A 24,062-nucleotide genomic window follows, 5' to 3' on the forward strand; every position below is an offset into this window, starting at 1 on the left:
TTCCGCCCCGGCGAAAATCTCCCTTCGGCATAGCCGGCCCCTTCGCATTTGCGAATAGCGAGGGGTTTTCTCTCCTATTCACGGGATCGTCTTCCTGCCATATCGCCAATAATCCTATCTATTAGCCCCCAATGTATCGGCGCATCCGTCGCACGGGGTGAAACAGGAGTCGGCGATGGCCGAAGATAGCGATCTCGAAAGAACAGAACCGGCGTCGCCCAGAAGACTGGAGCAGGCGCGTGAGGAGGGCGACGTTCCCCGCTCGCGGGAACTCGCTACCTGCACGGTTCTGCTCGCCGCGGGCCTCGGCTTCTGGTTTACGGGCGAAGGCCTGATCCGCCGTCTCAATCACATGCTCGCATCCGGATTGAGCTTCGATCGCGAGCAGGCATTCGATTTCAACCTCCTGCTGATGCGCCTGGGCTTCAGCCTCGGCGACGTCGTGATCGGCCTTGCTCCGCTGGCCGGTATCCTGGTTCTGGTGGCGCTCGGCTCTCCGTTGCTGATCGGCGGCTGGCTGTTCACGACCAAATCGCTGCAGCCCAATTTCTCGCGCATGAATCCCCTGAGCGGTCTTGGCAATATGTTCTCGGTGCGCGCGCTGGTGGAATTGCTGAAGGCGATCGGCAAGACGATCCTGGTCGGTACCGTCGCCTGGCTGGTCGTCTCCTCGCAAATCGAATCCATGCTCGCACTGAGCGTCGAGCCGCTGGCCTCTGGCAGCGCCCATCTTGCTCACTTGCTGCTGACCAGCTTTATTTCCATCGTCGCCAGCCTGGTCGTGATTGCGCTGATCGACGCGCCGTACCAGATGTGGCAGTACGCCAACAAGCTGAAGATGACGCGCGAAGAAGTGCGTCAGGAAGCCAAGGAATCGGATGGCGATCCGCAAGTCAAGGCGCGCATCCGCCAGATGCAGCGCGAGATGGCGAAGCGCCGCATGATGTCCGAAGTGCCGAACGCCGATGTGGTCGTGACCAACCCGACTCACTATGCCGTGGCCCTCAAGTACACCGAAGGCAAGATGCGCGCGCCGACCGTGATTGCCAAGGGCGCCGATGAAGTCGCTGCCAAGATTCGCGAGATTGCTGCCGAACACAAGGTCGCATTGCTGGAGGCGCCGCCGCTGGCGCGTGCCTTGTATCGCCATACCGAGCTGGGCGATGAAATTCCGGCCGCCCTTTATACCGCAGTAGCCGAAGTGCTCGCCTACGTGTTCCAGTTGCGCGCTTACAGCAAGCACGGTGGCGTTCGTCCGGCGAAGCCGGATCAGCTGGACGTTCCGCCCGAACTGGATCCGCTGAATGCCGCGCAGGTGCGGCCCGATAACGGATTGACGCAATGAATAACCTGACACTGCCTGCATGGTTGAGCGGTTCGTCGAGCAAGGCGCTCGCGGCGCCGATCCTCATCATCATGATGCTGGCGATGATGGTGTTGCCTTTGCCGGCGTTCGTGCTCGACATGTTCTTCAGCTTCAATATCGCGCTGTCGATCATCGTGCTGCTTACCAGCCTGTACACGGTCAAGCCGCTGGACTTCATGGTGTTCCCGACCGTGCTGCTGGTCAGCACCATGCTGCGCCTGTCGCTTAACGTCGCATCCACCCGCGTGGTGCTGACCGAAGGTCACACCGGTCCGGACGCCGCTGGCAAGGTGATCGAGGCCTTCGGCCACTTCCTGATCGGCGGCAATTACACCGTCGGTATCGTCGTGTTCATCATCCTCACCATCATCAACTTCGTGGTTGTTACCAAGGGTGCAGGCCGTATCGCGGAAGTCGGTGCGCGTTTCGCCCTGGACGCGATGCCCGGCAAGCAGATGGCGATCGATGCCGATCTGAATGCCGGCATGATCGGTGAAGCGGAAGCGCGCCGCCGCCGTCAGGAAGTCGGTCAGGAAGCAGAGTTCTACGGCGCGATGGACGGTGCGAGCAAGTATGTGCGCGGCGACGCCGTGGCCGGCATCATGGTCACCATCATCAATATCTTCGGCGGCCTGATTGTCGGCATGGTGCAGCACGATCTTGATTTCGGCATGGCGCTGAAGAACTACACGCTGCTGGCCATCGGCGACGGCCTGGTCGCGCAGATTCCTTCGCTGATCATCTCGACCGCTGCCGGCGTCGTGGTGTCGCGCGTCGCAAGCGAACATGATATCGGCGGGCAGTTGGTCAACCAGTTGTTCGCCAAGCCGGAAGTCTTGTACATCACCGGCGGCATCATCGGCGGCATGGGCATCATCCCGGGCATGCCGCATATCGCCTTCATCATGCTCGGCGGTGTCTTGGCCGGCGGCGCGTACATGCTGAAGAAGCGGGCCGAAAAGGCTGCGGAACCGCCGCCGCCCACGCCGGAGGTTGCGATGACCGCGCCCGAAGTGGAGGAGGCAACCTGGCAGGACGTTGTCCCGGTCGATACGCTGGGACTGGAAGTCGGATACCGCCTGATTTCCCTCGTCGACAAGGGCCAAAGCGGAGAACTGCTGCGTCGCATCAAGGGCATCCGCAAGAAGTTCGCGCAGGAGGTCGGCTTCCTGTCGCCGTCCGTGCACATTCGCGACAATCTCGAACTCAAGCCGACCGCCTATCGCATCACGCTCAAGGGCGTGGAAGTGGGCAGCGGCGAAGCCTACGTCGGGCAGTTCCTGGCGATCAATCCCGGCATGGTCAGCGGCAATCTGCCCGGCACAGTCACCTCCGACCCGGCATTTGGACTGCCCGCGGTCTGGATCGATGCCGGCATGCGCGATCAGGCGCAGGCGATGGGCTATACCGTGGTCGATGCCGGCACCGTCATCGCCACACATCTGAACCACTTGATCACGACGCACGCTTCCGAGCTGCTCGGCCGGCAGGAAGTGCAGCAGTTGCTCGACCATCTCAGCAAGGAATCGCCGAAGCTTGTGGAAGACCTGGTGCCCAAGCTGATCCCGCTGTCGACCTTGCAGAAAGTATTGCAGAACCTGTTGATGGAAGGTGTGCATATCCGCGACATGCGCACCATTATCGAGACCATGTCCGAATACGCGACCCAGGTCCAGGATCCGAATGAACTGACGGCCCTGGTGCGCATTGCGCTCGGCCGTGCGATCGTGCAGCAGATTTTCCCGGGAAGCCATGAACTTTCCGTCATTACCCTGGACAGCCGCCTGGAACGCATCCTGATGCAGGCGATGCAATCCGGCGGACCGGACGGCGCCGGCATCGAGCCGGGCCTGGCGGACACGATTGTGGCGCAAGCCGAACAGGCGACACGCCAGCAGGAACAGATGGGCCTGACACCGGTGCTGCTGGTGCCCGGCCCGCTGCGCGCACTGCTGGCGCGCTTCCTGCGCCGCGCACTGCCGCAGCTCAAGGTGTTGTCGCACGCCGAACTTCCCGATTCCAAGACGATTAGAGTTACCAGCCTAGTTGGAGGCCAAGCATGAACGTAAGAAAATTCTCCGCAAAAACCTCGCGTGAGGCGTGGCGCCTGGTGCGCGATGCCCTCGGCCCGGATGCGGTGATCCTCTCCAACCGCACGATCAACGGCATGGTCGAGATTCTCGCGCTGGCGCCGGAAGACATGTCGGCGCTTGCCGAGCCAGTGATTGAAAAACCCGCAGTGTCGGACTCGACGCTGGCTGCCTTCGGCGCCAAACGCCAGGCCGATGCGAATCCCGCCAACGCACCTTCCGCATTCGGCGCCGGTCGGCCGATCGACAGTGACCAGGCGTCCAACCTGGCCGACGCGCTTGCGTCCAGTCGCGGCGCAGCCCAGCCGAAGGAGAAAGCAGCGGCGGAACTGACCGAGGTGATGTCGGAGTTGCGATCGATGCGCGGCATGCTGGAATCGCAATTGGCAGAAATCGCTTGGAGCAGCCAGCAGAAACGTGAGCCGATCAAGGCATCGATCATGCGTGAAATGCTCTCGGCAGGTTTCAGCGCCAGTCTCGCGCGCTACCTGACGCAAAAACTGCCGGCAGGCGAGAAACCGGAAAACGGCCTGAACTGGGTGAAGTCGGTCCTCTCGCGCAACCTGAATGTGATCGGCAACGAGAACGAGATCCTGGAAAAGGGCGGTGTCTATGCGCTGGTCGGCCCGACCGGCGTCGGCAAGACCACGACAACGGCGAAGCTGGCGGCACGCTGCGTGATGCGCCATGGCGCCGGCAAGCTCGCATTGATTACCACTGACGGCTATCGTATCGGCGGTTACGAACAACTGCGCATCTACGGCAAGATCCTCGGCGTGATGGTGCATTCGGTGAAGGACGAAACCGACTTGCGCATCGCACTGGATGAATTGAAAAACAAGCATACCGTTTTGATCGACACGGTCGGCATGGGGCAGCGCGACAAGATGGTCGCTGACCAGATCGCGATGCTGTCGGGTACCGACTGCAAGGTCAAGCGCCTGCTCTGCCTGTCGGCGACCTCGACCGGCGAAACACTCAACGAAGTCGTGCGCTCGTATCAGGGCGATGGCCTGGCGGGCTGCATCATGACCAAGCTGGATGAGGCTGCGACGGTGGGAAATGTACTCGACGTCATGATCCGTCAGAAGCTGAGCCTGTACTACGTGGCCAACGGCCAGCGCGTACCGGAGGACTTGCACGTGCCGAACCAGCATTATCTGGTGGACCGCGCATTCAAGCTGAAGCGCGAAACTGCGCCGTTCCAGTATCAGGACGAGGAGCTACCGCTGGTGATCGCTACTACGGCACATGCCATGAATGATAAAAGTTTGCGCGAGGTGACTCTTGGCTAGTTTCGATTTTGATCAGGCCGAAGGCCTGCGCCGGATGCTGGCCGGTCCGAAGCCGCGCGTATTCACCTTCTTGTCGGCCGCATCATCCGAGGAAAAAGGCGCCATGCTGGTGAACCTCGGCGCATCGCTGGGACAGGCGGGCAGGGATGTGTTGCTGCTGGATGCCTGCCTCGGGCAAGACGGCATCGCGACGCGTCTGAAAGCGACGCGCGGTGCGAGTTTGATGCAGGTGGCACGCAACGAGCGTTCGCTTGACGATGTCATTCAGCTAATGCCGCAAGGTTTTGGCGTGGCGGCGCTGTCACGCGGACCGAGCAGGATGGAGAAGGATTCGGAGCAGGCGCGCCGTCTGGAAGATGCCTTTGGCGTGCTGGCCAAGCGTGCCGACATCATGGTGGTGGATGCGGAGCTGGACAAGGAAGACAACTTCGCGATCCCGGCGCTCACCAGCAGCGAGATCGTGGTGCAGGTGTCGAACAATCCGGCCTCGATCAAGAACGCCTATGCGATCATCAAGCGCGTCAACGGACGTCTGGGACGGCGGCCGTTCAGTCTGCTGGTCACCGGAGCCAGCGAAAAGGAAGCGCAGGTCGTCTTCGAAAACATGGCGCAAGTCGCGAAACGTTATCTTGCTGTCAAGCTCAATTCGATGGGCTCCGTTCCTGCGGACGAGCACCTGAAGCGCGCCATGCATCTTGGACGCGCGGTGGTGGACGCGTTCCCGCTGGCGGGCGCATCGGTCGCATTTCGGAAACTGGCAGGCCGGGTCGTATTGTCTGAAGTAGCTACCGCGGGATAACATGGTGCAATTGCAACTGCCGGTCGCCGCATGCAACCGGAAAAGACACTATGTATACCGTTAGCGGAAAATCCGACAAGAATCACCTGCTGGAGATGCATGTTCCGCTGGTGAAGAAGCTTGCGCATCAGATGAAAGCCAAGCTGCCGCCGAGCGTCGAGGTCGATGACCTGATCCAGGCGGGCATGATTGGCTTGCTGGATGCGATCAACCGCTATGAGGAAACCCACGGCGCGCAGTTCGAAACCTATGCGGTGCAACGCATTCGCGGCGCCATGCTGGATGAATTGCGCAACAGCGACTGGCTGCCGCGCGGCATCCGTCAGAACATGCGCAAGATCGAAGAGGCGATGAACAGGTTGCAGCAGCGCCTCGGCCGTACGGCGAAGGAAGCCGAGATTGCGAAGGAACTGAAGGTCTCGCTGGAGGAATACCAGGAGATGCTCAGCGAGGGCAGCGGCCACCAGCTGGTTTATTACGAAGATTTTCACGACAAGGACGAGAACGAACATTTCCTCGATCGTTACTGCGTCGATGAGTCGAGCGATCCGCTGAAGGCCCTGATGCATACCGGTTTCCGCGAGGCGGTCATTCGCGCGATCGAGGCCTTGCCGGAACGTGAAAAGATTCTGATGGGGCTCTACTACGAACAGGAGATGAACCTGAAAGAGATCGGTGCGGTCATGGGTGTGTCCGAGTCGCGCGTGTGCCAGTTGCACAGCCAGGCCATTGCACGCATGCGTGCGCGGCTCAAGGAGCAGGCATGGACTGGGCTAGCCTAGCCGGCCTGTTGCTCGCGGTCGCGGGCATCCTGTCGGGGCAGTTTCTCGAAGGCGGGCACATGGACTCTCTGGTGCAGCCGGCGGCATTCGTGATCGTCGTCGTCGGCACTATCGGCGCCGTACTGCTGCAAAGCGGCTCCGTCAGCTTCGTTCGCGGCGTCGCGATGGCGCGCTGGATTTTCTTCCCGCCGGAAGACAAGAGCCGCACGCTGGTGCAGGACATCACCAATTGGAGCACGACCGCGCGCCGGGAAGGCTTGCTCAGCCTGGAGCGCTTTCTCGATGAAGTGAGGGACGATTTCACCGCCAAGGGACTGCGCATGATCATCGACGGCATTGACCCGTACAAGATTCGTGAAATCCTCGAAGTCGACATCTCGACCTATGAACGGCGCGAGCGGCACGGCGCCAAGATCTGGGAGGCGGCCGGCGGATATTCTCCGACCATCGGCATTCTTGGCGCGGTACTGGGTTTGATTCACGTGATGGAAAACCTGACCGACCCGGGCAAGCTGGGTGGCGGCATCGCGGTCGCGTTTGTTGCGACGATCTACGGCGTCGGTTTGGCCAACCTGGTTTTTCTTCCTGTCGCCAACAAGCTCAAGACCATCATCTCCGACGAGGTGCGTCGACGCGAAATGCTGACGGACGTGTTCTGCAGCGTGGCGAATGGCGATAATGCGCGCGTAGTCGAAGAGCGCCGGTTGGCATACAAATAGCCCGCACCATGGCGCGCAAAAAATACGACGAAGAGAACGACAATCACGACCGCTGGCTGGTATCGTATGCCGATTTCATCACTTTGCTGTTTGCCTTTTTCGTGGTGATGTATGCCCTGTCCTCCGTCAACGAGGGCAAGTATCGGGTACTGTCGAATTCACTCGTCAATGCCTTCGGTGGCGTGCAGATGGCGCCCATCAAGGGAACGCCGCCGCCGGTGACGCCCATCCTTCCACGCAGCCTGCCGCCGGTGAGACCGCGCAATTCCGAAGCATTGCGCAAGGAGAAGGAGCAACTGACCGGCGTTGCGCGCGACATTCTCAAGGTCATGGCGCCACTGGTCGAGCAGGGCAAGGTGCGCGTCACGCAATCAGGGCGGGGTGTGTCTGTCGAGATCAATGCGAGCGTACTGTTCGCGCCGGGCGATGCCAGCCTCTCGGAGACCAGCAGTCAGGCGCTGCGGGCGGTGGCAGCGGTACTCAAGAATGACGACCACGCGATCCAGGTGGAAGGGCATACCGATAGCGTGCCGATCAGGAATGCGCTGTTTCCCTCGAACTGGGAGTTGTCGGCGGTGCGTGCGTCGAGCGTGATACGGCTGTTCATCGATAGCGGCATCGACGAGGCTCGCCTGACCGCGGTCGGACATGGGCCGACACAGCCGGTGGGATCGAACGAAACGACGGAAGGGCGCATGCGCAACCGCCGGGTTGCGGTCATGATCCTGTCGAATTTGCCGGACCCGGCGACTGAAGTGCCGGTGGAGGCACCGGGGAAGAAATAGGAAACGAACAAGGAAAGACGCTCGATGCCGGCAAGGGAGCCGGCACGTGGTAGATGCTTCTTGTCAGCCGACGACCAGTTTACGACTGGCGGCCTGCCCGGTGGATTGCCCGTTAGGTCCGTACAGGGCTCCGCTTTGCGGGCTGCCATGCAACACCTGCAGCGCTGCCTGGTTGCGGGTCAAATGCTTGCCGATCAACAGACCATTGACGCGGTTGATCTCTTTTGCCTCTTTGACGAGATCCAGTAACGCGTTCCATGCCTGGATAGCGTCCAGCGCCGCCGTTTTCAACCAGGTCGTCATGCCGGCTTCGCTGGCTTCCATTCCGGCAGCCGCCAAGATGCGGTGACGACGCTGCGCCAGCTCGGCCACGCGCACCACCGCCTTGTTCTTTTCTTCAGTCAGCTTGACCAGTCCATCGACGTCGGCGCTGATGAGGAGAGCCTGCTCTTCCTTGAGCAATTGCAGCAGTGCGCTGCTCTCCTTGATTTCTTCGCCGAGGCCGTCGGCCGGGCTCTTGCCTGAAGTTTGCATCTTTATTAAGCCTTGCGCGTATGAATCAGGTCGTTGACCGTGTCCAGCAATCCGTTCGCGACCTTTTCCGGGTCGACCTTGAATGTGCCATTGGCGATCGCAGCCTTGATTTCTTCCACTTTGCCTGCGTCGAACACGCTGTTGCCGCCGACTTGCGCCAGCGACTCCAGTTTCGACGAGATGTGGACACTATCCGATTCGGCCGGCGCCTTGCTGACGCTGCCTGCCTTGTCGGCGCTCTTTCCCGAGCGAGTTTGCGTCGTCTCGACGCCCAAGCCCGCGGTCTTCTTCAGCGAGTCATTGATTTTCACGGCATCTTCCTTGTCTTGTTAATGTCTGGTTGACGGATTTTCGCATCTTGTCATGTTGTTTATCGACGCATTCTTCCGAAACTTTAGCATTGAATCCCGAAATCAGGAAAAAGCACGTGAATTAGTAGCTTACTTCCACTACACCGCCAGCCTTTGCGATACCGCTGACGACTTGTCCGGAAGTTGTCCGGGCTTGTGCGACCTGGCCTTCGGCGGCGTTGTTCAGTGCTCGCGCCTCCGCTGAAACGGTAAAACCCGGACCTGCCGACACCAGCCGCACGGTTTGTCCCTGTTGAACTGCTTGTTGGCTTCGCAAGGAGTCGCTTCGTAGCGGAGTGCCTGCCGTGAGGGAAACCGCGGCTGTCCTGCCGACTGCCTGTGACGTATCGGTGATGATGCCCGGTGGGAGTGTGGTGAGGTCGCCTTTGACTTTGGCAACTTCATTCTGGCTGATCACTTGTCCTTGAGCCACGGGGGCCGCGGTCACGAGATACTCGGAGAGCACCTGCACGTTTGCCGATACATAGATGGTCCATGGCGACGGCGCCGTGCAACGTATCCCGATGGTTGTCTTGCCCCAGAGCCGGCTACCCTTCGGGAGGAAGGTTTCGAGAGCAGCGCACGCTGGAAGATGGGTTCGATTGTCGATTTGGCCAACGTTGATCTTGACCTGACCGGGCAATCCAGTGGTCTGCACGCGCAGGAACTCTTGAACGCCTTGACGCAGCACGGTCGGGTCCTGGCGCGGTGCGGTTGTCTGCGCCACTGCACCGTTTGCCAGCAGGCAGAGTGCAGCGAGCGACGCATTGAAGGATGTTCTCATGACGGACCGAGCTTTGAATTCAGGCTCAATCTTACTGAGAGGGCTCTAAATTAAAAGCGCGAACAAACGAGGGATTAAGAGTCTTCTCTGCTGATCATTGCGATTGCAGGCTTCGTATGATCGAGGCTATATCAATCTATCATCGGTCGGAGTTGTCAGAACTTTAACCGATGGTTTCCGGAGGAAGTCATGATCGGAAAACTCGACGAGACCTTGCGATTCCAGCAAACGGCATTAAGGCTGCGTGCGGAGCGTCAGCAGGTGCTGGCATCGAATATCGCCAACGCGGACACGCCTAATTACAAGGCGCGCGATGTCGATTTTAACAGCGCGCTGAAGCAAGCATTATCGAGCAGTGCGCCAGCAACGGCCGCAATGGTCAAGACTTCCGCAGTGCATCTTGGAGGCGTCGTTGCAGGCACGACTGCCAGCGGCGCACAGCTGCTTTACCGCACTACGCAACAGGGCAATGTGGATGGCAATACCGTGGATATGGATGTGGAGCGCAACCAGTTCACCGATAACGCGCTTCGTTATGAGGCCGGCGTCAGTTTCGTCAGCGCGCAAATGCGAAACCTGCTCGCGGCCATACAGGGGCAATAATCATGTCGCTATTTAATATTTTCAATATCGCCGGCTCGGCCATGAGTGCGCAGGGCCAGCGCCTGAATACGGTTGCGAGCAACATCGCCAATGCCGACAGCACCGCCAGCTCAACCGGGCAGACGTATCGCGCGAAGCAGGTGGTGTTCCAGACTGTGCCGCTGGCTGATCCGGCCGCCAGTGGCGTCAAGGTTCAGCAGGTGGTCGAGAGCCAGGCGCCGCTGAGGATGGTGTTCGATCCCAAGCACCCTCAGGCTGACGAGAATGGCTACGTCGCGATGCCCAACGTCAATGTGGTGGAGGAAATGGTCAACATGATTTCCGCATCGCGTTCCTATCAGACCAATGTCGAGACCATGAACGCAGCGAAAACCATGCTGCTGAAGACCTTGACCCTGGGTCAATGAACAAGGGGTTTTGAATGACAACCGTGCAAACCAATACTGTTTCCCCGGATCTGCTTGCGGCCGTGAATGGCACAAGAAAAACCGCCGCTTCCACCGCGGAGGAGGCGCAGGACCGATTCATGACCTTGCTGGTGACGCAGATGCGCAACCAGGATCCATTGAATCCGCTCGACAATGCGCAAGTCACTAGCCAGCTCGCCCAGCTTTCGACCGTGACAGGCATTGATAAGCTGAATGCGACGTTGCAGGCTTTGCAGGGCAGTTATCAGACCAGTCAGTCGCTGCAAGCCGCAAACATGATCGGCCATGGTGTGCTGGTTCCGGGTTCGAGCGTCAGTCTCGCGGACAGCAAGGCGGTGCTTGGCGTCGAGGTGACGGAACCCGCCGACAACGTGCGGGTCACCATACGCAATGCTGCCGGGCTCGCGGTGCATACCGTCGACCTCGGTGGAAAAGAAGCAGGCATGGTTCCGTTGACATGGGACGGGCAAACCGATAGCGGCGGTACCGCGCCGGATGGGGCTTATTCCTTTGATGTGACGGCCACGCGGGGCGGCAAGGCGATTCCCGCAACGGCGTTGTCCTTTGGCGTGGTGGGCAGCGTGACCACAGGCACCCAAGGCGTGAGCCTGAATGTGCCGGGTCTGGGGGCGGTCAACCTGTCCGACATCCGTCAAATCCTCTAATCGACCAGCAGTTATCCAGAAAGCAAGGAGAACAAGATGAGTTTTCAACAAGGGTTGAGCGGCCTGAATGCCGCATCCAAGAGTCTGGAAGCGATCGGTAACAACGTCGCTAACTCCAACACAGTCGGTTTCAAGGCTTCCCAGGCGCAGTTTGCAGACGTATTTGCGAACTCTTTGTCCGGTGCAGGCACGGGGCAGGTCGGTATTGGCGTCAAGGTGGCAACGGTCTTTCAGCAGTTCACGCAAGGCAACATCTCATCGTCCAATAATCCGCTCGATCTCGCGATCAACGGCGGTGGCTTTTTCCGCATGAGCAATCAGGGCACTATCACGTACGGCCGCAACGGTCAGTTTCAGCTGAACAAGGACGGATACATCGTCAATTCCAGCGGTGCACATTTGACCGGCTACAGCGTGAATTCAAGCGGTGTTCTGAACACAGGGCAGCCGACCGATCTGCAAATGGACAGCAGGGATCTCGATCCCTCCGCAACGACGCAAGTTCAGGCAGTCTTGAACCTGGATTCCCGCAATACGGTGCCGACCAACACCCCGTTCGACGTGACCGATGCGCGAAGCTACAACAATGCGACTTCGGTGAGCGTGTATGACAGCCTGGGCAACGCGCATGTGCTCCAGACGTTCTACGTCAAGACAGGGCCGGGCGACTGGGATGTGTACGCGTCCAACGACGGCACCGAAGTCGCGCAACTGCAGGCGACGCCGCTTGCCATCACGGCCGCAGCGGCTGGTGGGGCAACGGATGTCTCCATCCTTACCGCTGCTTGGGCGCCTACCGTGGCAGCCGCAACGGCAGCAGGCGATGCGGCTACACTCGCAGCGTGGACGGCCGCCAGCACGGCGGGCTCACCGGAACTGACCGCCATCTCCGATGCGATGGCTGCTTCCGGGGCGACGTCAGACACGATCGGCGCCGTCGCAGCAGGGACCGTACCGCCACGCCGTCTCGGCACGCTGATGTTCGATTCCGGCGGACATCTTGACGAAGCAGCGATGACTGCGGCTGGAACAACATTGCCTTTGTCCGCGTCGCTACCGATCTATCCGTCCACCGATGCAACCGACCCTCTCGTGCTCAACATCGAGTATGAAGGTACGACCCAGTTCGGCTCCAATTTCGGTGTCAACGAGCTTAGCCAGGACGGCTACGCATCGGGCCGGCTGTCCGGCTTTAACGTCGGCAGCGACGGCACGATTGTCGGCCGCTACACCAACGGCCGGTCGGCCACGCTCGGGCAAGTGGCGCTGGCTAACTTCAGGAATCCGAACGGTCTGCAGCCGCTGGGCAACAATGTGTGGGCAGCGACCTCGACTTCCGGCGATGAACTGATCGGTTCGCCCGGCTCAAGCAGCCTGGGTGTCTTGCAGTCCTCCGCTGTGGAAGATTCCAACGTGGACCTGACCGCGGAGCTGGTCAACATGATTACCGCACAGCGCGTCTACCAGGCCAATGCGCAAACCATCAAGACGCAGGACCAGGTGTTGCAGACGCTGGTGAATCTGAGGTAATGAGCGCTAGCCGATAGCAAGGGAGAACCGGATGGATCGCCTTATTTATACCGCCATGACCGGCGCGAAGCATATCCTGGAGAAGCAGGCGAATACGTCGAACAATCTCGCGAATGCGTCGACGACCGGCTTCCGCGCGCAACTCGATTCGTTCCGCGCCGTGCCTGTGCTTGGAGCGGCGCTGCCGACGCGCGCGTTTGTGGTCGATTCAACGGTCGGCACCGATTTCGGCGCAGGCCCGATTCAGCAAACCGGACGAGATCTTGATGTCGCGGTGCAGGGCAAGGGATGGATTGCCGTGCAACTGGAAGACGGAACCGAAGGCTACACGCGCAACGGCAGCCTCAAATTGAGCGAGAACGGCGTGCTGCAAACCCAGACCGGTATTCCGGTAATGGGCGACGGCGGTCCGATTGCGATTCCGCCCGACGTGTCGATATCGGTTGCCAAGGATGGCACAGTGACGGCCATAGCGACAGGGTACAAACCTGGCGCAGCAACCGTGCTGGGGCGAATCAAGCTGGTCAATCCTCCCGAGGAAAACCTTGCGCGAGGCGACGACGGTTTGTTCCGAATGAAGGATGGCAGCGAGGCAGATGCGGATGCCGGCGTCACGCTGATCGGCGGCGCGCTGGAAGGAAGCAACGTCAATGTGGTTGATGCAATGGTGAACATGATCGATCTCGCTCGACAGTTCGAGATGCACATGAACTTGATGAAGAACGCGGAGAGCAACGAGACGAAAGCCAGTCAGCTCTTGTCGCTGACAGGTTGACGGTTGAATGAAAATGGAAACAACGCTTTGGCATTGCGGAACTTGCCTGATTGATCAAGCTGGCTTATTGGAGAAAAAATGATTCGTTCATTGTGGATATCGAAAACCGGTCTGGACGCGCAGCAGACGCAGATGGATACGATCGCCAATAACCTGGCCAACGTGAGCACCGCCGGCTTCAAGCGTTCGCGCGCTGTTTTCGAAGACCTGCTGTACCAGACGGTGCGGCAGCCCGGCGCGCAATCTTCGCAGCAGACGCAGCTGCCGAGCGGCCTGCAAGTCGGCACCGGTGTGCGCGCGGTCGCGACGGAGCGCATCTTCACTCAGGGTAACCTGCAGCAGACCGGCAATGAAAGAAATGTTGCGATCCAGGGTGCCGGTTTTTTCCAGGTATTGATGCCGGACGGTACAACTGCCTACACCCGCGATGGCTCGTTCCAGGTCGACAGCCAGGGACAACTGGTGACCTCCAGCGGCTTCGTGGTGCAGCCGGCAATCACGATCCCGCAAAACGCACAAAATATTACGATAGCCCGTGACGGGACCGTGTCGGAGACGCACCTGACTACCAACGGTACGGTGACCACACAGGTTGGCACCCTGCAATTGAGCACTTTCGCCAACCCCGCCGGACTCGAGGGAAAGGGTGAGAACCTGTATGTGGAAACCACGGCATCGGGAACGCCCAATACCAACACGCCGGGCACCAATGGCGCCGGAACGCTCGCGCAGGGTTATGTGGAAACATCGAATGTCAACGTGGTCGAGGAACTGGTCAATATGATCCAGACTCAGCGCGCTTATGAAATCAACAGCAAGGCAATCACGACATCCGATCAGATGTTGCAGCGTCTGTCGCAACTCTGACGGTTTCTGTTTGGCGGGGGTGAGATGAAGAATTTTTCCGTGATGATGTGCTCGCTGCTTGCAGCAAGTGTGCTTGGGTGCACAACAGTGCCGGAATCCATTACCTACCAGCCTGGCGCGCGCCCGCAATCTGCGCCTGCGCCCGTAGCCGCTCCGGCAAATGGTGCGATCTTCCAATCCGCAGCTTACCGGCCAATGTTCGAGGATCGTCGCGCGCGCCTGGTTGGCGACATGCTGACGATTGTGATCAGCGAAAAGACCAGCGCGGGCAAATCCAACGCGAATACCGGCAGCAAGTCCGGCAGCGTGGAATTCGGCGCACCAACCTTGTTTGGCGTACCGTCAACCACGACCGCCAAGGCGGCGATTTCCGCGTCCGGCGACAACAAGTTCGAAGAGAAGGGCTCGATCAGCTCCAGCAATACCTTCAGCGGGACAATTACCGCTACCGTAATGGAAGTACTGCCGAACGGGAATCTGCTCGTGAGTGGCGAAAAGCAGGTCGCGTTCGACAAGGGCATCGAATATGTCCGCTTCTCCGGAATAGTGAATCCGGATTACATTGCGAGCGGCAATGTCGTGTACTCGACCCAAGTCGCGGATGCGCGCGTCGAGTACCGAACCAACAGCCGCATCGACAAGGCGGAAATGATGTCGCAATTCGCTCGCTTTTTCCTGAGTCTGATGCCGCTCTGACGCGGTGTGACAATCGATGATGAAAATATTCTTCGCGCCGACCGCCAAGCAATTCCTGACGATTGCGTTGTCGGCCATTTTCCTCTTCGCGGCCGAGGCCTGCCGTGCCGAGCGCTTGAAAGACCTCGCCTCGATTCAAGGCGTTCGCCAGAACCAATTGATCGGTTACGGGCTGGTTGTCGGCCTCGATGGCAGCGGCGACCAGACCACGCAGACGCCGTTCACGGTGCAAAGCGTCGTCAGCATGTTGCAGAGCTTGGGCGTCAATCTGCCACCCGGAGCCAGCCTGCAATTGAAGAACGTCGCAGCGGTGATGGTCACCGCATCCTTGCCTGCTTTTGCGCGCCCGGGGCAAACACTGGATGTCACCGTTTCGTCGATGGGCAATGCGAAAAGCCTGCGCGGCGGCACGCTGCTGATGACGCCGCTCAAAGGTGCGGACGGCCAGATCTACGGCATGGCGCAGGGTAACGTGCTGGTCGGCGGTGTGGGTGCATCGGCCAGCGGCAGCAAAACGCAGGTAAATCATTTGAGCGTCGGTCGCATTTCCACAGGTGCGACCGTCGAACGGGCGGTGCCTAGCTCCCTCGGCCAGGGCGACGTGATTTATCTGGAGCTCAACGATACCGATTTTTCTACGGCAAGTCGCGTGGTCGAGGCGGTGAACCGGCAGTTTGGCCCGGAAACCGCAGCCGCGCAGGATGGGCGCGTGATCCGTGTGCGTGCGCCGCTTGGCAGCGATGAACGTGTTGCTTTTCTCGGCGCTCTTGAAAGCATGCAGGTGACCCCGGCACAAACCGTCGCGAAAGTGATCTTGAATGCGCGCACAGGGTCCGTCGTCATGAATCAGGCGGTGACATTGGATAATTGCGCGGTTTCCCACGGCAACCTGTCGGTGGTGATCAGTACGGAGCCCGTGATCAGCCAGCCGGCGCCATTCTCCAGTGGCCAGACGGTGATTGCATCGACTTCGCAAATCGATATCAAAAAAGAGCCCGGCCAAGTGCTGTTGCTGAAGGGCGGCACCTCACTTGCCGACGTCGTCAAAGCGCTTAATGCGATTGGTGCCACGCCGCAGGACTTGCTAGCGATTTTGCAAGCGATGAAGGCGGCAGGATCCTTGCGCGCCGAACTCGAAATCATCTGACGCAGGCACATCATGGTCAGCCCCATCAATCCGAATTCCAGTTTTGCGCTCGATGTCCATGGTGTGAGTGAACTGCAGAAGGCTGCGCGGGAAAATTCGCCGGAAGCGCTGAAAGCGACCGCCAAGCAATTCGAAGCACTCTTCATGAACATGGTGCTGAAGAGCATGCGCGATGCGACGCCTCAAGATGGTATTTTCGACAGCGAACAGAGCAGGATGTATACCTCGATGCTCGATCAGCAGTTGAGCCAGACCATGGCGTCCCGCGGTGTCGGGCTTGCCGACGTGCTGATTCGCCAACTGTCGAATGTCGTGAATGCGCAATCCCAAGGTTCTCAGGGCGGTGTTGCTGACGCACCTCGGGCTCCGCGCTCGGCGCCGGGGGCGATCGATTCGGACAGAGGCAATGCGTCCCAGCCGGCGCACGTGCGCGCATTCCAGGAACGGCTTGCACCGCATGCCGAGGAGGCCAGCCGCGCGACCGGCATACCGGCCAAATTCATGATTGCACAGGCGGCACTGGAAAGCGGATGGGGACGCCGTGAAATCGTTGCGGCCGATGGCAACAACAGCCACAACCTGTTCAGCATCAAGGCAAGCGGTGGCTGGAAGGGCAGGGTGGTCGAGGCCGCCACAACCGAATACGTCAACGGCGTGCCCCAGACGCGCATGGAGAAGTTCCGCGCCTACGACTCCTATGCCGATGCATTCCGCGATTATGCCAAGCTATTGCGCAGCAACCCGCGCTATGAAGAAGTACTGGCGAATGCGCGGGACGTCGCGGGCTTCGCGCAGGGATTGCAACGCGCCGGCTATGCAACTGATCCGAATTACGCTGCCAAGCTCACGCGTATCATCACGCAGTCCTTGTCTGCTTGATAAGCAAACTATAAATTTGCCGTCATTGCCTCAAGTTCCGCCGCATCCTGCCGATCATCAAGATATCTCTATATAGAAGAAAACACCATGGGCTCAAGCATTCTAGGCGTTGGTCAGAGCGCGCTGGCTGCAGCACAGGCCGGGCTTGTCACCACCGGCCATAACATTGCCAACGCGTCCACGCCGGGATATTCGCGGCAGATGGTGATTCAAGGCTCGGCGGGCTCGCAGGACGCGGGCTTCGGTTTTGTTGGAAAAGGAACAACGGTTACCGACGTCAAGCGAGTGTTCAACGATCTTCTGGCGAGTCAGGTTCGGTCCGCGGAAACGACGAAGAACCAGGTCGAAACGTATTACGCGCAGATCAGCCGTATTAACAATCAGCTCGCCGACCCCGATGCAGGCTTGTCGCCGGCATTGCAGGACTTCTTCAAGGGCGTACAGGACATGGCGGCAAACCCAAGCGCGGCGGCATCGCGCCAGACGGTCTTGTCGACGGCGCAAACTCTTGCTGCCCGCTTTCAGAGTCTCTCCGGACAACTTAGCGAGGTGATGGAGAGCGTCAACGGTCAGATTCAATCCAGTGTCAGCTCCATTAACGTTTATGCGAAGCAAATCGCGACGCTGAACGATGCGATTGAAAAGGCGCAGGGAAATGGTGAGGGCAAGGCATCCAATGACCTCCTTGATCAGCGTGACCTGGCGGTCACCGAGTTGAGCAAGGAGGTCAAAACAACCGTCGTCAAGCAAGGCAACAGCTATAACGTATTCGTCGGAAACGGCCAGCCGCTGGTAGTTGGTGCTCAGCCTTACAATCTCGTGTCGACAAGCTCAACGACCGATCCCGGCCGGTCGGCTGTTGGATATGTATCCGATGGCACGGTCATTACCCTGCCTGAAAGCAGTCTTCCCGGCGGCAAGCTCGGCGGCTTGCTCGAGTTTCGCGCCAATTCGCTGGATTCGGCGCAAAATTCGCTGGGTCGGATCGCAATCGGACTGGCGATGACCTTTAATGCGCAACATGCGTTGGGCGTGGATTTGTCCGGCGCGGCCGGTGGCGATTTTTTCACTGCGGCCGATCCGCGCGTCGATCGAAGCTCGACAAATGCGGCGAGCAGCGACAAGATCACCGCAAGCATTTCCAATCCCGACCAATTGAGCGGCAGCGATTACCGTGTGAAGGTCGTCGGTTCCAACTTTGTAGTAACGCGTCTTTCGAACAATGAAAATCTCGGTGGAGGGGCTCTTGGCACGACCTTCAACGTCGAAGGCGTGGACATTGATACCTCCGGCACCTATGCCGACGGCGACGAGTTTGTGGTTCGTCCGACGGTCGATGGCGCATCCAACTTCAGGGCGGCGATCAGCGATGTCAGCAAGATCGCTGCCGCTGCACCGATCCTGGCCGCCGCGGCCGGTGCAAACAAAGGCTCCGGCAAGATCAGTGCCGGCTCCGTCAATTCCGGATTTACCAGTGCCAGCGCTGCTGCGCTTCCAGTGTCATTGACGTACAACGCTGGCTCGCCAAATACGCTGACCGGATTCCCCGCCACGATGGCAGTCACGGTCACCAACGGCACGTCGTCGACCACGTTTGCGGCTGGCGCTCCCGTTACCTATACCGACGGCGCGACCATCAGCTTTGGGGGCATGAGCTTTGTGGTCAGCGGCTCTCCTGCTGACGGCGACACATTCACGATCAGCCCGAACACCAGCGGGGTCACGGTCGGTGATGGACGCAATGCCGTCGCACTAGGCCTTCTGCAATCAGGCAATACACTCGGCAATGGAACGACCAGCTATCAAGGGGCATACTCGCAATTGGTGAGCGCTATCGGCAACAAGACGCGCGAACTGGAAGTGACGAGCAATGCAGAGTCGCGGTACCTCGAGCAGGCGAACGCAGCCAACCAAGCCGAATCCGGCGTCAATTTGGATGAAGAAGCAACCAACCTGATGCGCTATCAGCAAGCCTATCAGGCCGCGGCCAAAGTCATGCAGACTGCCAGCCAATTGTTCGACTTGCTGCTCAATCTCGGAACCTAAGGCGATTCATCATGCGCATCAGCACCAATACCATTTTCGAGAAAGGCGCTACCCGTCTGGGGGAAGCGCAGGCGAGCTTGTCCAAGACCCAGGAGCAAATTGCGACAGGGCGCCGCATTCTTACCCCGGCAGATGATCCGGTCGCGGCGGCCCAGGCACTTGAGCTGACGCAGTCGCAATCGATCAATAGTCAGTTCGCGGTCAATCGCAAGAACGTCAAGAATTCGCTCGGCATCGAGGAGGCGACCTTGCAGGGGGTCACGAGCCTGATCCAGGACGTGCAAACCATGGCGGTGAATGCAGGTAGCGGCGTGCTGGATAACGAGCAACGATCATATCTTGCGACCGAGTTGAGTCAACGGCTTGACGAACTGGTGGGCCTTGCAAACACCCGTGATGGCGCCGGAAATTATGTTTTTTCCGGCTTCAGCACTGCAACGCAACCGTTTGCGAGAACATCGGCAGGGGCTTCCTACGCAGGCGATCAGGGAGCGCGCATGCTGCAGGTCGGACCATCCCGACAAATGGCCATGAGCGATTCGGGCTCCGCGATCTTCCAGAGTATCAAGACCGGCAACGGGACAACGGTAACCTCCGCCGCAAGTACCAACAGCGGTTCGGGAATCATTTCGAATGCTACACTTGTCGGCGCATCCACCGGCGATGAATATGCCATTGTGTTCACGAGCGCTACACAGTTCACCATCAATAACGTGACGACGAATACAACTGTCTCCACGGGCAACAATTATGTGAGCGGCCAGGCGATTACAGTCGGCGAGTATCAGCTCACCATCACGGGCAGCCCGAGCGCGACGGCACCTGCCGATACCTTCAGCGTCAAGCCAAGTGATAACCAGGACCTGTTCGCGACCTTGACGAACCTGATCGGAGTTTTGAACGGCTCCACCTCCGGATCGGCTGGCCAGGCAAAATTGACTAATGGCTTGAACACGGCGCTTAACAACCTCGGAAACGCGCTGGATAACGTGCTCACAGTACGTGCGTCTGTCGGTGCGCGCCTGAAGGAACTCGATTCATTGGATAGCCAAGGTGATGACCGTGATATCCAGTATGCACAGTCGCTGCAGCAATTGCAGGACTTGGACTACACGAAGGCAATCACCGATCTGACCAAGCAGCAAACGATGCTTCAAGCCGCGCAGCAAGCCTTTGTGAAGACGGCGAACCTCTCATTGTTCAGCTACCTCCAGTGACGGCTGATGGCGGCGACTATGGCGCCGCCATTCGCTGTATCGCTTCCAGTCCTTCCTGGAACAGTCGCCCAAGCGGGGTGGCGAGATAGGGCAAGACTAGCGCCAGCACCAGGAATCCCACGCCGAGTGTCACAGGGAATCCGATTCCGAACAAATTGAGCTGCGGAGCCGCCCGCGTCAAGATGCCCAGCGCAATATTGGTTATCAGCAGCGTAGCGACGATTGGCAGCGATAACTGGAGCCCGGCACTGAAAATCAATCCACCCCAGTTTGCGAGATGGCGAAAACTCTCTGCCCCCGACGGAGTGGCTGAAATCGGCATGCTGACAAAACTCTCGGCCAGTGTGGAAAGCAGCATCAGATGGATGTTCAACGCGAGAAACAGCATCAACGTGAGCAAGGCCAGGAACTGCGAGATGGCGGACGAGCGCGCGCGCGTCTGCGGGTCGAAGAACGTGGCGAAGCCAAACCCCATGGTCAATCCGGCCACTTCGCCAGCCAGTTCGACGGCTGCGAAAACGATACGCATCGCAAACCCCATCGCAAGTCCGATCAATAGCTGCTGAAGAAGAATCAGGATGCCGGCCAGCGACATCGGATCGGCGGGCGGTAGCGACGGCAAGGTCGGCGCGATAACGAGCGCAAGCATGACCCCGAGGCCGAGCTTGATCTGTATCGGAACGCTGAGGTTGCCATACAGGGGGGCTGTTGCGATCAGACCGAGAATGCGGGTGAGTGGCCATAGAAAGGCCGCGATCCAGGCATAGAGATCGGTACTGCTGAATGTAATCATGCTTGAAGGCGGCGCTGAGCTTCCCGCAATACGAAAGCGCTGCGCTTACCCGACCATGCCCGGAATGCTGGAAAACATCTGCCGCATGAAGTCGAGCATGACCGTCAGCATCCATGGCCCCGCCACGATCATGGCGACAAAGACGCCGATCAGTTTGGGAATGAAAGACAAGGTCATCTCGTTGATCTGCGTCGCGGCCTGGAAGATGCTGACGATCAGACCCACTACCAGCGCAACCAGCAGCATGGGCGCCGACACCATCAGGGTCACTTCGATGGCCTGGCGGCCGATGGTCATCACGCTTTCGGGAGTCATGATTTATCCTCAATAAAAACTTTGCGCAAGAGAGCCGATCAGCAATTGCCAGCCATCGACCAGCACGAACAGCATCAGCTTGAAGGGCAGCGACACGATGGCCGGTGACATCATCATCATGCCCATCGACATCAGGATACTGGCCACCACCATGTCGATGATCAGGAAGGGAATGAAGATCGCAAAACTGATCTGGAAGGCGGTCTTCAGTTCGCTGGTGATGAACGCCGGGATCAGCACGCGCAGGGGTACGTCCTCCGGACCGTTCAGCTGCGGTGTGTTGGACAATTTGACATACAGCGCAAGGTCGGCCTGTCGCGTCTGCTTCATCATGAAGCCCTTGAGTGGTGCAGCCCCGCGTTCCATTGCCTGCGACATCGTGATCTTGTTTTCCGACAGCGGCTGATAGGCGTCGGTATAAATCTTGTCGAATACCGGCCCCATCACGAACAGTGTCAGAAACAGCGCGAGTCCGATCAATACCTGATTGGGCGGCGCCGTCTGCGTGCCGAGCGCCTGCCGCAAGAGCGACAGCACGATGATGATGCGGGTGAAGCTCGTCATCATCAGCAGCGCCGCCGGCAACAGCGACAGGCCCGTGAGCAGGATCAGCGTCTGCAGGCTGAGCGAGTAGGTCTGTCCTCCGCCGGGGCCAGGTGTGCTGGTGATTGCCGGCAGCCCGACCTGCGCAGCCGCTATGAGCGGCATGCCGAGCAAGGCCAGGGACAGGAGGCGGGACAGGATTTTTACTGCGGAGTACGCAACGTTGCTAGTGTTGATTGCCATTGCGCTTTTCAATTGTTTGCTTGAGCCATGCGGCAAAATTCGTTGCGGCCGGCGCGTTGTCCGGCGCCGAGGAGATTTCCTGGCGCGGCATGCTGGAAAGGGCGTTGACCTGGCCCGGAGCCACGCCAACCACGATCCATTGATCGGCGACTTCCACCACGATGACGCGCTCGCGATTGCCGACGCTGACGCCACCGATGACTTTGACGACACTGTTGGTGCCCGTGCCCGCGAGGCCGATACGTTTCAGAATCCACGCCGCGCCCGCCATCAGAGCAAGCACGACGGCCAATCCCAATGACACCTGCAGCAGACTCCCGGTGGAAGCGGGAGCCTGCTCAGCCGCAAAACCGGGGGTGGCAAGCAACAGCGCCGGGAGGATACGCAGACGCATCATTTGTTGAGTTTTCTGATCCGTTCGGACGGCGTGATGATGTCGGTAAGGCGGATACCGAACTTGTCGTTCACAACCACGACTTCGCCTTGCGCAATCAGGCAGCCATTGACCAGTACATCCATCGGTTCGCCGGCCAGGCCGTCGAGCTCCACGACGGAGCCCTGCGCCAGTTGCAGCAGATTCTTGATCGCGATCTTCGTGCGGCCGAGTTCCACTGTGAGCTGCACCGGAATATCGAGAATGAAATCGATATCGTTATGCGTGCCGGTCTTGACGCTGCCGCTGGAAAAATCCTGGAACATGGCCGCGGCGGCTTGCTGCTTTTGCACCGCTGCCTGTTCGGCCTGTGCCTGCTCGGCGAAAGCCGCACCCCAATCGTCGTCGGCTGTCGTCTGGGTATCGTTTTCGTCAGCCATGTTCTTCTCCTTGCGTGAAATCGTTGGTGCTATAGGTCAGGAGCTTTTCCACGCGCAGGGCATACTGACCGTTGAATTTTCCGTAACTGCATTCCATCACCGGCACGCCGTCCACCTTGGCGGCGACGGTATCCGGGATGCTGATCGGGATGATGTCGCCGACTTTCATGTTCAGGATGTCGCCCAGCGACGATCTCGCGGTGCCCAGGTCGGCGACAAGCTGCACTTCCGCGGTCTGGATCTGCTGCGTCATCAGGCGCACCCAGCGCTTGTCCATTTCCAGCGTCTCGCCTTGCAGGCTGCTGGTCAGGATGTCGCGGATCGGTTCGATCATCGAGTAGGGCGTGCAGAAGTGCATTTCGCCGCTGACCGGGCCGAGCTCGATGGTGAAGGTGGTCGCGACCACCACCTCGTTCGGCGTGGCGATGTTGGCGAACTGCGTGTTCATTTCGGAGCGCACATATTCGAATTCGACCGGGTAGACCGGCTCCCACGATTTCGCATAGGTTTCGAACACGATGCCGAGAATGCGCTGGATGATGCGTTGCTCGGTCTGCGTGAAGTCGCGGCCTTCGACGCGCGTATGGAAGCGCCCGTCGCCGCCGAACAGATTGTCGACCAGCAGGAACACCAGGTTCGGATCGAACACCATCAGCGCGGTGCCGCGCAGCGGCTTCATGTGGACCAGGTTGAGGTTGGTTGGCACTACGAGGTTGCGGATGAATTCGCTGTATTTGTGCACGCGCACCGGGCCGATCGACACTTCGGCGCTGCGATGCAGGAAGTTGAACAAGCCGATGCGCAGCAGGCGCGCGAAACGCTCGTTGATGATTTCCAGCGTCGGCATCCGGCCACGGACGATGCGTTCCTGCGTGGCCAGGTTGTATGGACGTATCCCCGATTCGTCTTCCGGCGCGGCACTTTCGTCCTGATCGCCGGTGACGCCCTTGAGCAGGGCATCGACCTCTTCCTGGGAAAGGAAATTGTCAGCCATGATG

The 24,062-nt window shown here is 59.4% G+C and carries 27 protein-coding genes; 18 read left to right on the forward strand and 9 right to left on the reverse strand.

What is annotated here, in order from left to right:
* Positions 1–175: 175 nt before the first annotated feature.
* The 7 genes from flhB to motD are packed head-to-tail and all read left to right on the forward strand — an operon-like array spanning position 176 to position 7,836.
* Positions 176–1,345: a flagellar biosynthesis protein FlhB gene (gene flhB / locus E6W33_RS07855; protein WP_136416144.1), complete on the forward strand. Its 1,170-nt coding sequence runs from the start codon at positions 176–178 to the stop codon at positions 1,343–1,345.
* Positions 1,342–3,429, forward strand: a complete 2,088-nt coding sequence (gene flhA / locus E6W33_RS07860) for a flagellar biosynthesis protein FlhA (RefSeq protein WP_211097261.1) — start codon at positions 1,342–1,344, stop codon at positions 3,427–3,429. Before flhB ends, flhA begins: the two co-directional genes overlap by 4 nt.
* On the forward strand, positions 3,426–4,751 hold the full coding sequence (flhF, locus tag E6W33_RS07865; protein ID WP_136416148.1) for a flagellar biosynthesis protein FlhF: 1,326 nt from the start codon (positions 3,426–3,428) through the stop codon (positions 4,749–4,751). The genes flhA and flhF overlap by 4 nt, the downstream gene beginning before the upstream one ends.
* Complete coding sequence (locus E6W33_RS07870; RefSeq protein ID WP_136416150.1) at positions 4,744–5,550, forward strand: MinD/ParA family protein; 807 nt, start codon at positions 4,744–4,746, stop codon at positions 5,548–5,550. The genes flhF and E6W33_RS07870 overlap by 8 nt, the downstream gene beginning before the upstream one ends.
* Before the next feature lie 50 nt (positions 5,551–5,600).
* A complete protein-coding gene (locus tag E6W33_RS07875) occupies positions 5,601–6,332 on the forward strand; it encodes an RNA polymerase sigma factor FliA (RefSeq protein ID WP_136416152.1) in 732 nt (243 codons plus the stop codon).
* Positions 6,314–7,051 carry a flagellar motor protein gene (locus tag E6W33_RS07880; RefSeq protein WP_136416154.1) on the forward strand — a complete coding sequence of 246 codons (738 nt, stop codon included), beginning with the start codon at positions 6,314–6,316 and terminating at the stop codon, positions 7,049–7,051. Before E6W33_RS07875 ends, E6W33_RS07880 begins: the two co-directional genes overlap by 19 nt.
* A gap of 8 nt (positions 7,052–7,059) precedes the next feature.
* Positions 7,060–7,836 (forward strand): flagellar motor protein MotD, encoded by a 777-nt coding sequence (gene motD / locus E6W33_RS07885; RefSeq protein WP_136416156.1) that lies wholly within the window; start codon positions 7,060–7,062, stop codon positions 7,834–7,836.
* A 63-nt stretch (positions 7,837–7,899) separates the two neighbouring features.
* Here motD and E6W33_RS07890 read toward each other — a convergent pair whose 3' ends face one another.
* The 3 genes from E6W33_RS07890 to flgA all read right to left on the reverse strand — a co-directional run bounded on the left by E6W33_RS07890 (position 7,900) and on the right by flgA (position 9,504).
* A complete protein-coding gene (locus tag E6W33_RS07890; RefSeq protein ID WP_136416158.1) occupies positions 7,900–8,370 on the reverse strand; it encodes a flagellar protein FlgN in 471 nt (156 codons plus the stop codon).
* A gap of 5 nt (positions 8,371–8,375) precedes the next feature.
* Entirely contained in the window at positions 8,376–8,681 is a 306-nt protein-coding gene (flgM, locus tag E6W33_RS07895) for a flagellar biosynthesis anti-sigma factor FlgM (protein WP_136416161.1), read from the reverse strand.
* A 121-nt stretch (positions 8,682–8,802) separates the two neighbouring features.
* The gene (gene flgA, locus E6W33_RS07900; protein ID WP_136416163.1) at positions 8,803–9,504 is read right to left on the reverse strand and encodes a flagellar basal body P-ring formation chaperone FlgA; all 702 of its coding nucleotides are present in this window, start codon (positions 9,502–9,504) and stop codon (positions 8,803–8,805) included.
* Positions 9,505–9,693: 189 nt separating this feature from the next.
* Here flgA and flgB point away from each other — a divergent pair, with 189 nt between their 5' ends.
* From flgB to flgL, 11 genes are all read left to right on the forward strand, one after another.
* On the forward strand, positions 9,694–10,107 hold the full coding sequence (gene flgB / locus E6W33_RS07905) for a flagellar basal body rod protein FlgB (protein WP_136416165.1): 414 nt from the start codon (positions 9,694–9,696) through the stop codon (positions 10,105–10,107).
* 2 nt (positions 10,108–10,109) lie between these two features.
* The gene (gene flgC / locus E6W33_RS07910) at positions 10,110–10,514 is read left to right on the forward strand and encodes a flagellar basal body rod protein FlgC (protein WP_136416167.1); all 405 of its coding nucleotides are present in this window, start codon (positions 10,110–10,112) and stop codon (positions 10,512–10,514) included.
* Positions 10,515–10,528: 14 nt separating this feature from the next.
* Entirely contained in the window at positions 10,529–11,200 is a 672-nt protein-coding gene (flgD, locus tag E6W33_RS07915) for a flagellar hook assembly protein FlgD (protein ID WP_136416169.1), read from the forward strand.
* Between the two features lie 36 nt (positions 11,201–11,236).
* Complete coding sequence (locus E6W33_RS07920; RefSeq protein WP_136416172.1) at positions 11,237–12,730, forward strand: flagellar hook protein FlgE; 1,494 nt, start codon at positions 11,237–11,239, stop codon at positions 12,728–12,730.
* A gap of 31 nt (positions 12,731–12,761) precedes the next feature.
* Positions 12,762–13,505, forward strand: coding sequence for a flagellar basal-body rod protein FlgF (flgF, locus tag E6W33_RS07925; RefSeq protein WP_136416174.1), 744 nt, complete (start codon positions 12,762–12,764; stop codon positions 13,503–13,505).
* A 78-nt stretch (positions 13,506–13,583) separates the two neighbouring features.
* Positions 13,584–14,372 carry a flagellar basal-body rod protein FlgG gene (flgG, locus tag E6W33_RS07930; RefSeq protein ID WP_136416176.1) on the forward strand — a complete coding sequence of 263 codons (789 nt, stop codon included), beginning with the start codon at positions 13,584–13,586 and terminating at the stop codon, positions 14,370–14,372.
* Between the two features lie 24 nt (positions 14,373–14,396).
* A complete protein-coding gene (locus E6W33_RS07935) occupies positions 14,397–15,068 on the forward strand; it encodes a flagellar basal body L-ring protein FlgH (protein ID WP_247869569.1) in 672 nt (223 codons plus the stop codon).
* 16 nt (positions 15,069–15,084) lie between these two features.
* On the forward strand, positions 15,085–16,215 hold the full coding sequence (locus E6W33_RS07940) for a flagellar basal body P-ring protein FlgI (protein ID WP_247869570.1): 1,131 nt from the start codon (positions 15,085–15,087) through the stop codon (positions 16,213–16,215).
* A 12-nt stretch (positions 16,216–16,227) separates the two neighbouring features.
* Positions 16,228–17,094 carry a flagellar assembly peptidoglycan hydrolase FlgJ gene (flgJ, locus tag E6W33_RS07945; RefSeq protein WP_136416178.1) on the forward strand — a complete coding sequence of 289 codons (867 nt, stop codon included), beginning with the start codon at positions 16,228–16,230 and terminating at the stop codon, positions 17,092–17,094.
* 87 nt (positions 17,095–17,181) lie between these two features.
* Positions 17,182–19,140: a flagellar hook-associated protein FlgK gene (gene flgK, locus E6W33_RS07950; RefSeq protein ID WP_136416181.1), complete on the forward strand. Its 1,959-nt coding sequence runs from the start codon at positions 17,182–17,184 to the stop codon at positions 19,138–19,140.
* 11 nt (positions 19,141–19,151) lie between these two features.
* Positions 19,152–20,357: a flagellar hook-associated protein FlgL gene (flgL, locus tag E6W33_RS07955; protein WP_136416183.1), complete on the forward strand. Its 1,206-nt coding sequence runs from the start codon at positions 19,152–19,154 to the stop codon at positions 20,355–20,357.
* A gap of 16 nt (positions 20,358–20,373) precedes the next feature.
* Here flgL and fliR read toward each other — a convergent pair whose 3' ends face one another.
* Genes fliR through fliM form a run of 6 tightly spaced genes read right to left on the reverse strand, consistent with a single transcriptional unit; the run spans position 20,374 to position 24,058 of the window.
* Positions 20,374–21,150 (reverse strand): flagellar biosynthetic protein FliR, encoded by a 777-nt coding sequence (gene fliR, locus E6W33_RS07960; RefSeq protein WP_136416185.1) that lies wholly within the window; start codon positions 21,148–21,150, stop codon positions 20,374–20,376.
* Positions 21,151–21,195: 45 nt separating this feature from the next.
* The gene (fliQ, locus tag E6W33_RS07965) at positions 21,196–21,465 is read right to left on the reverse strand and encodes a flagellar biosynthesis protein FliQ (protein WP_136416187.1); all 270 of its coding nucleotides are present in this window, start codon (positions 21,463–21,465) and stop codon (positions 21,196–21,198) included.
* A 9-nt stretch (positions 21,466–21,474) separates the two neighbouring features.
* Positions 21,475–22,251, reverse strand: a complete 777-nt coding sequence (gene fliP, locus E6W33_RS07970; RefSeq protein WP_136416190.1) for a flagellar type III secretion system pore protein FliP — start codon at positions 22,249–22,251, stop codon at positions 21,475–21,477.
* Positions 22,235–22,648, reverse strand: a complete 414-nt coding sequence (fliO, locus tag E6W33_RS07975; RefSeq protein WP_136416192.1) for a flagellar biosynthetic protein FliO — start codon at positions 22,646–22,648, stop codon at positions 22,235–22,237. The genes fliP and fliO overlap by 17 nt, the downstream gene beginning before the upstream one ends.
* Positions 22,645–23,064, reverse strand: a complete 420-nt coding sequence (gene fliN, locus E6W33_RS07980; RefSeq protein ID WP_136416194.1) for a flagellar motor switch protein FliN — start codon at positions 23,062–23,064, stop codon at positions 22,645–22,647. Before fliN ends, fliO begins: the two co-directional genes overlap by 4 nt.
* Positions 23,057–24,058 (reverse strand): flagellar motor switch protein FliM, encoded by a 1,002-nt coding sequence (fliM, locus tag E6W33_RS07985; protein WP_136416196.1) that lies wholly within the window; start codon positions 24,056–24,058, stop codon positions 23,057–23,059. Before fliM ends, fliN begins: the two co-directional genes overlap by 8 nt.
* Positions 24,059–24,062 lie beyond the last annotated feature (4 nt).

The organism is Herbaspirillum sp. ST 5-3 (genome assembly GCF_004804275.1).
GTDB lineage: Bacteria > Pseudomonadota > Gammaproteobacteria > Burkholderiales > Burkholderiaceae_D > Noviherbaspirillum.